A 14,895-nucleotide genomic window follows, 5' to 3' on the forward strand; every position below is an offset into this window, starting at 1 on the left:
CAGTCAGTCTTCGCGCGCGCTGCGCCGTGCCGCTCAAGCCCGGGGCAACGTCACGCCATGCTGGCCCTGGTATTTACCGCCACGGTCGGCATAGGACACTTCACACACTTCGTCGCTTTCAAAAAACAGCACCTGAGCCACGCCTTCATTGGCGTAAATCTTGGCTGGCAGCGGCGTGGTATTCGAGAATTCGAGCGTCACGTAGCCTTCCCACTCGGGTTCAAACGGCGTGACGTTGACGATGATGCCGCAGCGCGCATAGGTGGATTTACCCAGGCAGACGGTCAGCACACTGCGCGGAATGCGGAAGTATTCGACCGTGCGCGCCAGCGCGAAGGAATTGGGCGGAATGATGCAGACGTCACCCTTGAAATCGACAAACGATTTTTCGTCGAAGTTTTTCGGGTCGACGATGGTCGAGTTGATATTGGTAAAGATCTTGAATTCGTCTGCACAGCGGATGTCGTAGCCGTAGCTGGAGGTGCCATAGCTGACGATCTTGCGGCCATCCTCCGCTACCCGGACCTGAGCGGGCGCGAACGGCTCGATCATTTGCTGCTCGGCGGCCATGCGCCGGATCCACTTGTCGGATTTGATAGTCATGTCTAAATGCGTTGCGCGAAAAGCGCGAGGAAGAAAGCTGAACAGCGGGCTGAACCGGCGCTGCAGCGGCAGCGGATAACGCACCGGCAACAACCACGCTGGGCGAAAGGCGCTAATTTTACGTGATCCCCCGGTGGGCGTCTGGCGACCTCCCGGCATGCCCCCTCACTGCCATTACTGGCGAATCACACCGCACGCCAGCGCCGCCCCCGCACCATGCGGCGGCCAGGCATAAGGATCGGTCGCGTCGTGATGAATCAGTACTGAGCGTTGCAGCACGGAGCGCACGCCATCCAGCGAGACATCCGGCGCGACGATAAAGCCTGCCGCCACCCCATTGGCATCCGCGTGAATATTGCCCAGATCACCTTCGACCCGCGCTCCGGCGCGCAGGCGCTCAGCCGTGGGCGCAAACACCGCGCCCGCGCTGGAGCCATCGGTGGCATTGCAATCACCGCGCTCATGCACCTGCAGCGCGTGATCGCTATTGGCGGGCAGGCCCGCAACGTTGTAGGTCACCTGCACCCCGTCCGAGCGCTCGATAAACGTCACCGTGCCGCGCGCCGTGTTACCGACGGTCGAGAGTAACTGGGCATCCGCCCGCTTTTCCTGGGGTTTCAGAAATGTCGTGCAGCCATCCAGCAAGAGCACGCTGGCGGCAATGACAAGGAGCCCGGATACAGCCCGGGCATCGAATTGGTTTCTCATGCGATCCTCTTGCCAGCCCGGAGCCGCCCCTGCGGCCACCGCGCCAGACCTGATGAAGCCGCCATGATACAGCCACCCAGACGGCTTTTATCGCGTTGAAACAGCCTGTGCTTATGCATCTCAGGTGTTTTGCACCACGATGCTGGGAAACTTCGAAGTCATGTCACGGGCGCGCTCGGCAATCTGCACGGCCACGCGTCGCGCAATCGTCCGGTAAATATCCGCAATCCGTCCGTGCGGGTCCGCCACCACGGTAGGCCGGCCAGAATCGGCCTGCTCGCGGATTCCACGATCGAGCGGCAAGCTGCCCAGCACTTCCACGCCGTAATCCTGCGCCATCCGCGCGCCGCCGCCCGCGCCGAACACCGGCTCTTCGTGGCCACAGTTCGAACAGATATGCATGCTCATGTTTTCGACAATGCCAAGGATCGGAATCCCAACTTTCTCAAACATCTTGAGCCCCTTGCGGGCATCAAGCAGCGCAATATCCTGCGGCGTCGTGACAATGACCGCGCCGGTCACGGGCACACGCTGCGAGAGCGTCAACTGGATATCTCCGGTGCCTGGCGGCATATCCACGATCAGATAATCGAGCTCGTGCCAGTTGGTCTGACGCAATAGCTGTTCGAGCGCTGAAGTGGCCATCGGGCCACGCCAGACCATTGGGTTGTCCTGCTCAACCAGAAAACCAATCGAGTTGGCCTGCAAGCCATGGCCGCTCATCGGATTCATCGACTTGCCGTCAGGTGATTCAGGACGGCCTTCGATGCCCAGCATCATCGGCAGCGAGGGGCCATAAATATCGGCATCCAGAATGCCGACCGCCGCGCCCTCGCTCGCCAGCGCCAGCGCGAGATTGACGGCCGTGGTGCTTTTGCCAACACCGCCTTTGCCGGAGGCCACCGCGACGATGTTCTTTACATTGGGTAGCAACTGCACGCCGCGCTGAACCGCATGCGCGGCGATTTTCTGTGACACCTGCACCTGCACACCGGTCACACCTGGCACCGTCCGCAACGCGTCAACGACGAGCGCTTGCAGCGCAGCAAACTGGGTTTGAGCCGGATATCCCAGCACCAGATCAACGCTCACGATGCCGTTATCGCCCAACGTCAGATTGCGAAAATTCTTCGCGGCGGCAAACGGCTGGCCGGTATTCGGGTCGACAGCCGTCGCTAGGGCCGCGTCAATCAAAGCCCGGTCAATGCTCATTAAAACTCCCTGGGGAAAACGCGTGTGGCGTGGCAGAATCGGACACCCGAATGCCAGCGGCACTAGGAAACTAGCTGCACGGCATGGCATACAGGTGCTGGGCGAGCAGGTTTTGCCCGCGGCAAAAGCCACAGCAAGACGGCCCCGGACACCTCCCGGGCCGTCTTGCTGCATACTTCGGCCGCTATTGTAGTAGCTGGCGCTGGGCCACGGCGGAACACCTGTCAGCCCCTCTTGTGCCCATCGCGGCAAGAGGCTGGGCCAAGGCCGCCATCCATACTTTTAACTAGAGAGGAAACAGAATGAACGCAACAATTGCAACTCGTCTGTCGGTATTCGTTATCGCAGGCGCAGTGCTGGCTGGCTGTGCCAACCCGCAAGGCACCAACACCGCAGTGGGCACGGGCGTGGGAGCGGGGCTGGGCGCTGGCATCGGCGCGCTGATCGGCGGCGGCAAGGGTGCTGCCATCGGCGCAGGCGTGGGCGCAGCCGCTGGCGGCATCACCGGCTATAACTGGCAAGCAATCCGCAACAAGCTCTCGGGCGCAACAGCGGGCACGGGCACACAGATCACCGAACAACCGGATGGCTCGCTCAAGCTGAACATCCCGAGCTCGGTCACCTTCGATACCGACAGCTACGCCATCAAGCCAAGCTTTGCCCCAGTGCTCGACCAGGTAGCGCAAACGCTGGTGCAAAACCCGGAAGTGACCGCCCAGGTGGTAGGCCATACCGACAGCACCGGCCAGCCCGCGCATAACCAGACGCTGTCAGTCAACCGCGCGCAAAGTGTGACGAACTACCTCGCGCAACGCGGCATCGCAGCGCAACGCCTGTCGGCCCAAGGCGTTGGCCAGACCCAGCCGGTGGCAGACAACAGCACTGAAGCCGGCCGCGCACAAAACCGCCGGGTCGAAGTGTTCCTGCGCGCCACGCAGCGCGCGCAGTAAAGCAACGCTGTCCTGAGCGCGCTGAGCATATTGAGCGCAGCGCCCAGGACAGCAACACAGCAAGCGGAGTCACAGCACCGTAAAAAAGGCCGAAAATTTTTCGAACTCCGCCGGAAATTCACGGTCTTTCTTTACGGTACGCAGCTGGCAAGGCCACTGCGGCACCATTCTCCTCTTGTCGTTGTTGCTCCGGGGCTCGATAGCGCCCCGGTTTTTTTTGCCTGCATGGGCCTGCATGGGCTTATTGCCACTCACTCATCTGCGCTGTTCTTCACTCTCCCCTCGCTCTCCCCCACTGTCCCTAATACGCGGCACTGGTACCCAACCACACCTCAGAGTCGCCGCTAAAAACCGCTCTCCACGCGTGTCCAGCCAGCCCGCGCCGCCGTCTCACGCTGTTAGAGCCCTGCTAGAATCGGCCTTTCGTATTTCATTCGCCGCATCCCGCGCCCCGCGCATCTCCCCCCTTCAGAAAAGCCCTATGTCAGCACCCGCCACCGATCCGTCCGCAGGCGCGCCAACCGGCCGCCGCCAGATTCTTGTCACGTCAGCACTGCCTTACGCCAACGGACAAATTCATATTGGCCATCTGGTCGAATACATCCAGACCGATATTTGGGCCCGAGCCCTGCGCATGCATGGCCACGAGGTTTATTACGTCGGCGCGGACGATACGCACGGCACGCCCATCATGCTGCGCGCGGAAAAAGAAGGGATCACGCCCAAAGCACTGATCGAGCGAGTGTGGCAGGAGCACAAACGCGATTTCGATCACTTCGGCATTTCGTTCGACAACTACTACACCACCGATTCCGATGAAAACCGCGTGCTCGCCGAAACGTTTTATCGCGCGCTCAAAGATGCGGGCCTGATCGAAGCCCGTGACATTGAGCAGGCCTACGATCCAGTACGCGAAATGTTTCTGCCAGACCGCTTCATCAAGGGTGAATGCCCGAAGTGCGGTGCCAAAGATCAATACGGCGACAACTGTGAAGCGTGCGGTGCGGCCTATCAGCCCACCGATCTGGTCAAGCCTTACTCGGTGGTGTCAGGCGCGACTCCCGTGCGCAAAACCTCGACGCATTATTTCTTCCGCCTGTCAGACCCTCGCTGCGAAAATTTCCTGCGCGGCTGGGTCGGTGGGCTGGCACAGCCAGAAGCCACCAACAAGATGCGCGAGTGGCTTGGCGGCGTAGGCGAAGCCAAGCTGGCCGACTGGGATATCTCACGCGATGCGCCGTATTTCGGCTTCGAAATTCCTGACGCGCCCGGCAAATATTTTTATGTCTGGCTCGATGCTCCCGTCGGCTATTACGCCAGCTTCAAGCACCTGGCCGCGCAACGCGGGATTGATTTCGACGCATGGGTGCGCAAGGGCTCGACGGCTGAGCAATACCATTTCATCGGCAAAGACATCCTGTATTTCCACACGCTGTTCTGGCCCGCGATGCTCGAATTCTCTGGCCATCGCACGCCCACCAATGTGTTCGCGCACGGCTTTCTGACCGTCGATGGCGTGAAGATGTCGAAATCGCGCGGCACCTTTATCACCGCGCAAAGCATGATCGAAACCGGGCTCAACCCCGAATGGCTGCGCTACTACTTCGCGGCCAAGCTCAACAGCACGATGGAAGACCTCGATCTGAATCTCGACGACTTCCAGGCGCGCGTGAATAGCGATCTGGTGGGCAAGTACGTGAATATCGCCAGCCGCACGGCGGGCTTTTTGTTCAAGCGCTTCGAAGGCCGAGTGCAGGACAGCGCGATGCAGCACCCGCTGCTGGTTACGTTGCGCGCCGCGATCCCGAACATTGCCGCGCTGTATGAAGCGCGTGAGTACAACCGCGCGCTGCGCCAGACCATGGAGCTGGCAGATGCTGTGAATGCCTTCGTCGATAGTGCCAAGCCGTGGGATCAAGCTAAAGACAGCGCTAACGCAGTCGCATTGCACGAAACCTGCAGCGTCAGCATCGAAGCCTTCCGTCTGCTGACGCTCGCGCTCAAGCCGGTGCTGCCCGCGCTGGCGCAAGCGGTGGAAGGCTTTTTGGGCATTGCCCCGCTGCAATGGGCTGATGCCGCCGTGCCGCTCAGCTCCGCGCAGCCGGTCAATGCGTACAAGCATTTGATGACGCGTGTCGAGCAAAAGCAGATTGATGCGTTGCTGGCGGCCAACCGCGAATCGCTGCAAGCCAGCGAGAATCCCGCAGCCGCTACGTGTGGCACAGCCGCCATCGCTGCTGCCACCGCTGCACCCGCTAAAGCCAAGGCCAAAGCCGGCAGCGCAGCCCAAACCGCTGAAGCGCCTCCCGGCATGATCTCGATCGACGACTTCGCCAAAATCGACCTGCGCATTGCAAAGATCGTCGCCTGCAGTGCGGTGGAAGGCTCGGACAAGCTACTGCAGCTCACGCTCGACGTCGGCGAAGAAACCACTCGCAATGTGTTCTCGGGCATCAAGTCGGCGTATCAGCCTGAGCAACTGGTCGGCAAGCTGACGGTGATGGTGGCCAATCTGGCACCGCGCAAGATGAAATTCGGCATCTCAGAAGGGATGGTGCTAGCGGCATCCGCCACTAACGAAAAAGCCGAACCAGGCATTTATGTGCTGGAGCCCGATAGCGGTGCCAAGCCCGGCATGCGGGTGAAGTAACACGGGTAACACTGCTGGCTAGCACGGTATAGCTGGCGACACAGGCACCCCACGGGGTGCCTGTGTCGTTTACAGCGAAACAGCAAAAAATTGGGAACGATTCCCAGAAAAGCGTCACTGAGAACATGTGCTGCATTCCAGTTAATAAATGGCGCTAAAAAAACAGGGAACGATAATTTCAGCATCAATTTCAAATTCGAAACGTAATGATTTAAAAACGCGCAAACAAACTGCTTAAGCAGTTATTTTTTAATCTGATATTTGCGCTTGACAGCACCATTCATTCCGCATCAAAATTCAGAAAATTTATGAGGCAGAAAGATGATTAATTTATCTTTCAGCAGTCTTTCCCGGAGTATGACGGGATAAACCGGAGGATTTAATTCTTGCAAACCCGTCAAATTAAACCCGGTGCCAAATGGAGTTTTGGCATCAGATAAGCTTTTAAGCACGATATTGTGAACCAGCTTGCCACTTCCATACTTGCTGCAAGACTTCAATCGTCTATTCCGGAATTTCCCTGCTGCAATAGCGAAAGAACATGGTGTGTTCGCGGAGAAAATTTGAAAGATAACCAGCGCGACGCAAAACTATCAACCAATGCATTTAATTTTATTATCGAAATGGTGAAACATGAACCAACTATCCTCAGCATCTAGAACAGCGTATGCCAACCTATTCACCGGCACTTCTGATTCAACACCGCTTGATTCAACACCGCTTGATGCAACGCCTATTAACTCAACACCTCTGGCATCACCTGATATTTTTCAGAAAATTAAAAATAATCCGCATGAATTATGCGAACTCAGGTTATTCTCCGTGCCTTCGAGCCCCGAATTGATATCCACATCTACATCGTCACAGGCCTGGGAATATAGGAAATTCAGCAGCACCCCGGCTTCCCCCTCTATTAGGGGCGTAGCAATTAATCAACTGCCAATAACTTCACGTGTCGTGCCGCATCAGCAATGTATAGAAATAGGCACGGAACGTCCTTCATTCGAAAAATCGATAGCGCCGGACATCGCCAGCCTGCAAAAAGAATTGTTCGGTGACTCAAAGCCCTTGCCGCTTAAGGAATTCCTTAACGCACACACAAAACCAGTGAATATGAAGCAGCCTGACTAAGGCCCGGGGCGTGGCTATTGCCAAGCACCTTGCTGGCTGCCCGTCACACAGGCACAACCAGCAAGGCCCGTTACAGCACCCGCCCCCGCTCACCACTGCCAGCGGTCAAAACGCCGCGTATACAGCAGGTCCACCCCCTGGAAAGTCCCGCCGTAGGCCGCGACGGACCAGTACCGTGTCAGGTTGACCGTCGCCTTGATCGCATTACTGGCTGACTGCAAACCCTGCTCGTAGCCAATCACCAGCCATTCGTTGATCGCTTTCGACACCATCACCACTTGCGGGTCAGTCAGGCCCACGTCGCTGCGGCCAATCGAAAACTCATCCAGCCCGAACGTCTGCGCGATCCGCTTGCCACCCGCGCTGCCCAGCAGCGCCAATGCGGTGGTCATCGCGCTCTGTTGTCCGAGGCTGTTGCCCTGATCCGTGCCATGGCCAAAAAGCAGCCACGAGAGCTTTTCGTTATCCGCCACGTTTGGCTCGGAAACCAGCTTGGCCGTCGGTGACTGAACCGTGCCCGTCACCTGCACACCAGCCTCGACCTGCTGGTTGCGCCGCATCGCCAGGATATTGATGCCGGGGTTAGCCACTGGCCCGTTAAAGGTGAAAAACCCGTTCTCGATGGCGAGCTTGCGGCCGAACGAAGTGTAGGTCGAGCCTTGCGTCACACGCACATTGCCCACTGCGCGCAACGGCTGGTTCGGCGCGCTCATCGCGGTAATCGTGCCGCGCAGGCCAAGATCCGCGCCCTGGCCACGGAAGCGGAAATTTTCCCCGAGATTGAGATCAATATTCGCGCGCGGAGCAAACGGGCTGGCGGGCCGATCCGAGTTGGTCAGCTTCGGCAGCTTCTCGCCGCGCACCGTACCGTCGGCACGCACGATCACCACGTCGTCACCTAGTTTGGGCGCGGCCTCTTCAGGCATATCGAAGAGCGCGTGATCGACGGTGAACTTGCCATTGATCGCCATCCCGCCTTGCGAGCCCGCACTGGTAACACTCGCGCTGCCCGAGAGCGACAGTTGACGGTCGGGGGCAGCAAACAGCTCCAGTTTGTCAGCGACGATGCTGGCGTTCAGATCCGGGTCCGTGTCACCCAGACGCACCTGGCCCTTGGCGCGCAGCGTGCCACTCGCGCCGTGAAATTCGACCTGCTGAAAATCCACCTTGTTTTCCAGCAGCCCAATCCGGACGACGCCGTCTTTCAACTGCACGCCCTGATCGACCAGCGTCGCTGACAAGCCATCGCCCGTCAGCGCGCCTGACAACCGGGGCTGCGCCATGGTGCCGGCGAGCGTGAGCTTGAGCGACAGCCGGCCGTCCAGCAAATAGCTCGGGCCAAACAGTCCACCAGTCGTCTTGAGCGAAGGCAGGTCTGCCACTACCTTGCCGCTGACGGGCGCTTCTTCGCTCAGTGTCAGCAGGCCGTCGCGCAGCGCGAGCGTGGTCTGGGCGTTCACATCGAGCACGCCCAGACGGCTGGCTTGCCCATGCAGCGTCGCGTTCAGGCGGTTGCCGCCAGAAAACTCCGCGCGCGCGGCAAGCGCCGTGATGCCCAGCGAAGCAATGCCTCGGCCCACCTCAACGGTCGCATCGCCCTCGCGCCGCTTGATCTGGAGATGACCGCTCGCGCTCTTGCCCAGGTTGAAATCCCAGTCGCCGTCGAACACCAGATCCGTTTTCAGCGGCGAAGGCGTACCGCTGATCTCTGCTTGCAATGCCAGCAGGCGCGCCAGCGCAACGCTGCTCAAGGTTCCCGCCGAGCGAATCTGGCCGTGATCGAACACAAACGATTTCAGATTGAGCAGCGCGCCTTCGAAGCTCAGCCGGGTCGCGCCCAGCGTCACGCGGTTTGCCTGCGCGCTGAGCGCCAGCGGGGCTTCCAGATTCAGCTCGGGTGTGCCGCGATTTTGCAGACGCGAAACAGTGCCGTTCCAGCGCATGCCCTCCGGGCTGTCGTTCAGATGACCGTTAGCTGCCAGCGCCAAATCCAGCTTGCGGCCGTAGAACTTGCCTAACGCGGAGGCTTCGAGCGTGTGATTCGCCCGTGTGCCACGCAGACGCGCCGTGAGGCTCGGCACTTCGATGCCTTCGGCGCTGAGGCCACTCGCGTCGGTGCTAAAAACCAGCGCACCGTTCGGGCCATCGCGCAACTCGGCATGACCTTTGGCCGCACCGATCCGGTTCGCACCAAACGCGACGTTTTGCGCGTTGTAGTTCAGCACCAGATCGGGATGAGCGAGGCTGCCCGTCACATCGCCATCGGCCGCCAGCACACCCGTGAGGCCAAAGCCCAGCCGTTCGAGCTGGGGTGCATCGACGCGAAAACGCAGACGGTCGCCGCGTGCGCCAAAGCTGCCTTGCAGATTCACCTGATTGCCCGCCACCGACAGTGCCGCGTGACTCGGCAAGAGCCGTGTCCCTGCCACCTGCACCGTGCCGCTGCCAGTGAGTGGCAGACCGTCATAGACACTCTCGCCCAGTTTGAAATCAGCCTGCGCGGTGAGCTGCGGCGCGAGCGTGCCCGCCACATTCAGCGTGCCATTTACGCGGGCTTCGATTTTGCGTCTGGGTGCTGCCGCGGGTGGGCGCTGCGCTGCCGCCGTGCGGGCCTTTGCCCTGGCAGAAGCTGGGGCGGATTGAGTGCCAGCGGCGGATCTGGGTGCGGATGCGGATGCAGGTGCGGGCGATGCCCGAGTGGCAGCGGTTTGCGCCATCAGCAGCAACGGGTTGAAATCCGTCAGCGCCGCCTTTAGCGCGTAAGACGAACGCGCATCGTGATTCAGCACGCCGGTGAGCGCCACGCTCCCCTGACCCGCGCTGACATTCACCCGCTCCAGATTGATCCGGGCCGGATTGAAGCGCGCGCTCGCCTGGGCGCGCAACGCAGTGGCTGGATCGGCCAGATCGAGCGTCAGGTGCTGCTCGTCACCGTTCAGACGAATGGCAATGGGCCCGGCCAGTTGCGTGGGACGCAGACTGGCTTCGAGCGCATTCAGGTCGAGCCCCGCGACTTTCAGATCGAACTGGCCATGCTTGCCAGCCAGCGCGCCGCCCCCGCTGAGCGTCGCGCGCTTGACCAGGCGCACATTGAGGTTCGAGATGCGCTGGGTGTGCGCGTCGAGATACACCTCCGTGCGAGCGTCGATCAATGGCAGCAGGTTCTGGTCAAGCGCCCCCGGTTTGGCGTTGACCACCGAGACCGTACCGCTGACCGCGAAACCCGCCGCGGGTGTAGCTGCCGCCGCTTGCGCATGGCGGGTGGTTTGTCTGGCGGGACGTTTGGTGCTGCTGGTATCCGCCGCCTTGCTGTCATGCGCTCGCGCTGCGGCGCTAACAGGCGCGGGCTTTAATTCGGCACGCAGCGTCAGGTCCGCTTGCGGCGCGCCCTCGGCAAAGGCCTGCGGATTCACGTGATCGAACGCCAGCGTCGCGCGCTGTAACGGCACCGCGCCGAACGGCGTCGCTTCGATCCGCGCATGGCCCGCGAGTTTCATGCCGCTCGCATCCAGCTCAGCAATCAGTTGCTCCAGCGAACCTGACAGCTGCCCTTGCACCTGAACCGCTTCGTTGCTCAGCTTGCCGGCGTAGCCCAGCGTGCCGCTCAGCGCAAACGGCCGGACGCCATCGAGCTTCGCCGTGAGATTCACCGCGCCAAACGGCGTATCGAGCCGCTCAAGCGACGCTTCGTGATGACGCCCATCGCTGCGGCCATAAAACTTCAGACGGACGTATTCGGTCGTCGTCGTGCCTTCATGCAGGCGTAATTTCTCGACCCGCAGATCGCGCACCAGCAGTTGCAGCGGCAAACGCAGATCCTGCGGCAGTGTCAGCGGCGTGCTGCTCTCGGGTTCAGGCGCGCCAGGGCGCAGATCAATCGTCCCGACGTGCAAAGACTCAATCGCTAAACGCCACGGCTTGCGGCTCAGCGTCCAGCGCCCGGTGATGTGGTCGATCTTGAACGCCAGCCCGTTGGCATCGGGGCTGCGCCATTCGATCTGCCGCAGCCGGATGCCGCTCGCCAGCGTGCCGCCCTCCAGCGTGCCGGTCAACCGCCCAAAGAACATGCCCACCACGGTCTGCCACGCATAGCTGGTGCCACGCTCGGTCCATACCGCACCGCACAACGCGCCCACCAGCAAGGCCACCAGCAGCACCAGCACGCCCACCGTCCAGGCGCACGTGCGCCACAGCCGCCGCCACCAGCGCCGTGCAAACGACGGTGGTGGCGGCGGTGGCTGGTCTGGCGTAGACGGGCTGGGGCTCACGGGGACATCGGTTGTCATGCTGAATACCAGGGCAAAAATACGGAATACGGGATCACGGGCACAAGCCGCTGCGTCTAGAAGGCGATGCCAAGCGTCAGATAAGGACGCACGCTGCGATTGCGGATGCCATAAGCCAGATCAACGTTGACCGGCCCGACCGGGCTGCGCCAGCGCGCGCCCACACCCGCGCCTGGGTAGAACACCTTTTCGCTCCAGGTGTCGGTGGCGGTACCGATATCGAAAAACGCCGCCGCGCCCCAGTTATGCGTGAACCAGTGCTGATACTCGGCGGTCCCGGTCAGCAGATATTTGGTCGGCAAGATCGAGCCGCCGACGTTATTCCCAATGCTCTGGAAGCTGTAGCCGCGCACTGAGTTCGAACCGCCCGCGCGAAACAGCAGCGAAGCCGGAATGCCGCTTGACCCGCCGCCACTGAACACCCCACCCAGCTCCGCACGCAACAGCACCAAGTCACGCGTGCCAACCGGCAAATATTGCTGGCCACGGGCATAACCCCGCACGAAGCTCTGTTCCGCCAGCACGCCTTTCACTGCAAAGCCCGCTTCGACGTGAATCAGATTGCCGGAATGCGGAAAGAGCGGATCGTCGGTATTACGCCGGGTCCATGACCATGCAGGCACCAGCGCGTGGCTGCTGCTCGGCGCGGCGAGGTTTTGGTCGAGACGGTCCTGGTAGTACAGCAGCGAATAAGCGTAGTCGATGAACTGCGAAGTGCGGGTGCGTTGAATCCCGCCACGCGCGCTGTAAATACGCGTATCCGACACATTGGTGCTGGTGTAGGACGCCAGCACGCTATTGGTCCAGGCACGCGGGCCTGGCGGCATCGAAAGCTGCACCTGGCCGTACTGCTGGATCTGGTCGAGACGCCCCTGAACCGAAAACGGCCAGGCCTTGCCGAACGTGTCGAGATATGAATAAGAGCCCTGGATATGCGGCCCGTTATCGGTTGAGTAGCCCACGCCACCGCGCACGCTATGAAACGGGTACTCACTGACCTTCACATGGAGCGGCGTTTCGTGTGGCTTGTCAGGATCGTTATCGACATCGATTGCCACGCTGGCGTAATACGGCGTGTTTTGCAGCTGACGCTGGAGCTCGTTCACCCGCTGCACGTCATAGATTGCGCCAACGCCGACTGGATTCACGTTCTGCACGATCTGTTCGGGATAGCGCCGCGTGCCGCTGACATCCAGCTTGCCCATGGTGAAGGTTGGACCGCTATCGAAGGTCACGCTGAGCTTCGCTGCCCGCGTGCGCGGATCGACCAGCGCGCGCGAATCAACGATTTTCGCCGCCAGATAGCGGCGCGACTGCAGCGCCTTGAGCGCCGCGTTTTTCGCCGCCTCCCACGCGGCCTGCGAAAACGGCTGGCCATCATGCAGATCGAACGCCAGACGGGTGGCTTTCTCCTGTTCGGGATCTTCGCCGTGCACCGGCCCGTCGAACGTTAAATCAACCGAGGAAACCATCGTGCGAGGCCCCGGGTCGACCTTCACCATGACCCGCTGCTTGCCCTCCACCATCTGCACATCAGTGCGCACCACAGGCGAAAAATACCCTTCAGTCGCGGTCAAATCACGCACTTGCTGCGGCGTCGCGGTAATCAGGAAGTCGAACTGCTCGGCACTGACACCCGCGCGTTTGGCGAAGCGGGCGAGATCAAGATGAGATTCGAGCAGCTTGCGCACCTGGCGCGGTTCAGCTTCGATCTCTACCTTGTAGGCCGCATGTGCGGCGAAGGCCTGCATCAGGATGCCGCACGTCAGCCAGGCACGCAGCCTGCGTCTGAACCGCGAAGCACTGGGTGTCGCGCGCCGTGCGCGCGAGAGTTTGATCGCACATCCCACCAGACAGAGCCTCCAGCCGTTATGAAAATGTTTCGCTGGCCTAGCTGAAGTTAGCGCCAGCAAAACCGAAACGCGCTATTTGACCACATCAGCGCGCACTCACATACCGTGCCGAGGTACGCGCCAGCTCCTGTACAGCCGCCAGGCACCTGCCTGGCTACGGCCATCGATGCAACGGGCATACAGCGGACATGCACACGGCAAACTTCATGCCGGTCTCGCTAGTGAACCCGCTCCACCCGGGGCGGACCGACCGGGGCACAGGTTTCAGGCAACTTTAGGCAACGCGAGGCGCATGCGGTAAAATCCGCGACTGCTTTATAGCGGCGGTGCCCTGCCCGCCGCTTCTTCTTTTTTGCGGACCCGCGCCATGTATCAATCAGACATCACCCAGTTCCTGAACCAGCTCAAAGAGCAAAAGCCCACTCTTGAAGCCGAGCAACGGCAAGGCCGCGCCCTGTTGTGGGACAAAGCCCCCACCGATCTCGACGAACGCGCCCGGCAACAGGCGTCCAAGGTTGAGCAAACGCCTTACGTCTACTACCAGAACTTCTAGCAATGGCCCGCGCCGAACGCGGCCGTCCCCGCCGCCGGGTAACGGCCGGCGAATCCGACGCGGCGCTCGCCGCGCCGGAAACTGATTCAACGCCCGACACCATCGACGGCATTGCATTCGCCCGTCTGTATGGCGAGCCGCTGTTCAAGCTGCCGCACGATCTGTACATCCCGCCTGACGCCCTCGAAATTTTTCTCGAAACCTTCGAGGGCCCGCTGGACCTGCTGCTCTACCTGATCCGCAAGCAAAACTTCAACGTGCTCGACATCCCGATGGCGGATGTCACGGTGCAATACCTGGGCTACGTCGAGCAACTGCGCAAAACCAACCTCGAACTAGCCGCTGAATACCTGCTGATGGCCGCGATGTTGATCGAAATCAAGTCGCGCATGCTGCTGCCGCTCAAAAAGACCGACGCCGACGATGAGGCCGAAGACCCGCGCGCCGAACTGGTACGCCGTCTGCTCGAATATGAACAGATGAAACTCGCCGCTCAGCGTCTCGACCGGCTACCGCAACTCGGGCGCGATTTTCTGCGCGCCGACGTGTATATCGAGCAAAGCATCACGCCGCGTTTTCCTGATGTGAATAGCGACGACCTGCGCGCAGCATGGGCCGATGTCATCAAGCGGGCCAAGCTGGTGCAGCACCACCACATTTCCCGCGAAGAGCTATCCGTGCGCGAACACATGAGCGTGATTCTGCGCAAGCTGCAACATGCGCGCTTCATGGAATTCTCCGATTTGTTCGACGTCACCCGCGGAGTGCCCGTCGTGATCGTGAACTTCATCGCCATGCTGGAGCTATCGCGCGAATCACTGCTGGAGATCACCCAGGCCGAACCCTTTGCGCCAATCTATGTGCGGCTGGCCTATCTGCCTGCCTGAGGCGGCCCCTGCCGCCCCGCCGTCCCATTCAGACCCAACCCGGGGCGGCAGGAAGGAACCGG

The 14,895-nt window shown here is 60.7% G+C and carries 10 protein-coding genes; 5 read left to right on the forward strand and 5 right to left on the reverse strand.

Going from position 1 to position 14,895, the window contains the following annotated elements; translation table 11 throughout:
* Positions 1-33: 33 nt before the first annotated feature.
* The 3 genes from dcd to apbC form a co-directional block, all read right to left on the reverse strand.
* Positions 34-603 carry a dCTP deaminase gene (gene dcd, locus GH656_RS10705; protein ID WP_153075863.1) on the reverse strand — a complete coding sequence of 190 codons (570 nt, stop codon included), beginning with the start codon at positions 601-603 and terminating at the stop codon, positions 34-36.
* 174 nt (positions 604-777) lie between these two features.
* Positions 778-1,311, reverse strand: coding sequence for a superoxide dismutase family protein (locus GH656_RS10710; RefSeq protein WP_153075864.1), 534 nt, complete (start codon positions 1,309-1,311; stop codon positions 778-780).
* 120 nt (positions 1,312-1,431) lie between these two features.
* Positions 1,432-2,523 (reverse strand): iron-sulfur cluster carrier protein ApbC, encoded by a 1,092-nt coding sequence (gene apbC, locus GH656_RS10715; protein WP_153075865.1) that lies wholly within the window; start codon positions 2,521-2,523, stop codon positions 1,432-1,434.
* A 302-nt stretch (positions 2,524-2,825) separates the two neighbouring features.
* Here apbC and GH656_RS10720 point away from each other — a divergent pair, with 302 nt between their 5' ends.
* The 3 genes from GH656_RS10720 to GH656_RS10730 all read left to right on the forward strand — a co-directional run bounded on the left by GH656_RS10720 (position 2,826) and on the right by GH656_RS10730 (position 7,254).
* Positions 2,826-3,473, forward strand: coding sequence for a YiaD family glycine zipper/OmpA-like lipoprotein (locus tag GH656_RS10720; RefSeq protein ID WP_153075866.1), 648 nt, complete (start codon positions 2,826-2,828; stop codon positions 3,471-3,473).
* Between the two features lie 481 nt (positions 3,474-3,954).
* Positions 3,955-6,123: a methionine--tRNA ligase gene (metG, locus tag GH656_RS10725; protein ID WP_153075867.1), complete on the forward strand. Its 2,169-nt coding sequence runs from the start codon at positions 3,955-3,957 to the stop codon at positions 6,121-6,123.
* 633 nt (positions 6,124-6,756) lie between these two features.
* Positions 6,757-7,254 (forward strand): hypothetical protein, encoded by a 498-nt coding sequence (locus GH656_RS10730; RefSeq protein WP_153075868.1) that lies wholly within the window; start codon positions 6,757-6,759, stop codon positions 7,252-7,254.
* An 89-nt stretch (positions 7,255-7,343) separates the two neighbouring features.
* On the opposite strand, the gene GH656_RS10735 is transcribed toward GH656_RS10730, so the two are convergent.
* Together GH656_RS10735 and GH656_RS10740 are read right to left on the reverse strand one after the other, a co-directional pair.
* Complete coding sequence (locus GH656_RS10735; RefSeq protein ID WP_153075869.1) at positions 7,344-11,540, reverse strand: translocation/assembly module TamB domain-containing protein; 4,197 nt, start codon at positions 11,538-11,540, stop codon at positions 7,344-7,346.
* Positions 11,541-11,596: 56 nt separating this feature from the next.
* Positions 11,597-13,393 carry an autotransporter assembly complex protein TamA gene (locus tag GH656_RS10740; protein WP_425495878.1) on the reverse strand — a complete coding sequence of 599 codons (1,797 nt, stop codon included), beginning with the start codon at positions 13,391-13,393 and terminating at the stop codon, positions 11,597-11,599.
* Between the two features lie 367 nt (positions 13,394-13,760).
* Here GH656_RS10740 and GH656_RS10745 point away from each other — a divergent pair, with 367 nt between their 5' ends.
* Both GH656_RS10745 and GH656_RS10750 read left to right on the forward strand, forming a co-directional pair.
* Positions 13,761-13,946, forward strand: a complete 186-nt coding sequence (locus GH656_RS10745) for a DUF3460 family protein (RefSeq protein WP_153075870.1) — start codon at positions 13,761-13,763, stop codon at positions 13,944-13,946.
* 2 nt (positions 13,947-13,948) lie between these two features.
* Positions 13,949-14,833, forward strand: a complete 885-nt coding sequence (locus GH656_RS10750; RefSeq protein ID WP_153075871.1) for a segregation and condensation protein A — start codon at positions 13,949-13,951, stop codon at positions 14,831-14,833.
* Positions 14,834-14,895 lie beyond the last annotated feature (62 nt).

The sequence above is a fragment of the Paraburkholderia bonniea genome, assembly GCF_009455625.1.
In the GTDB taxonomy this organism is placed as follows: Bacteria; Pseudomonadota; Gammaproteobacteria; order Burkholderiales; family Burkholderiaceae; genus Paraburkholderia; species Paraburkholderia bonniea.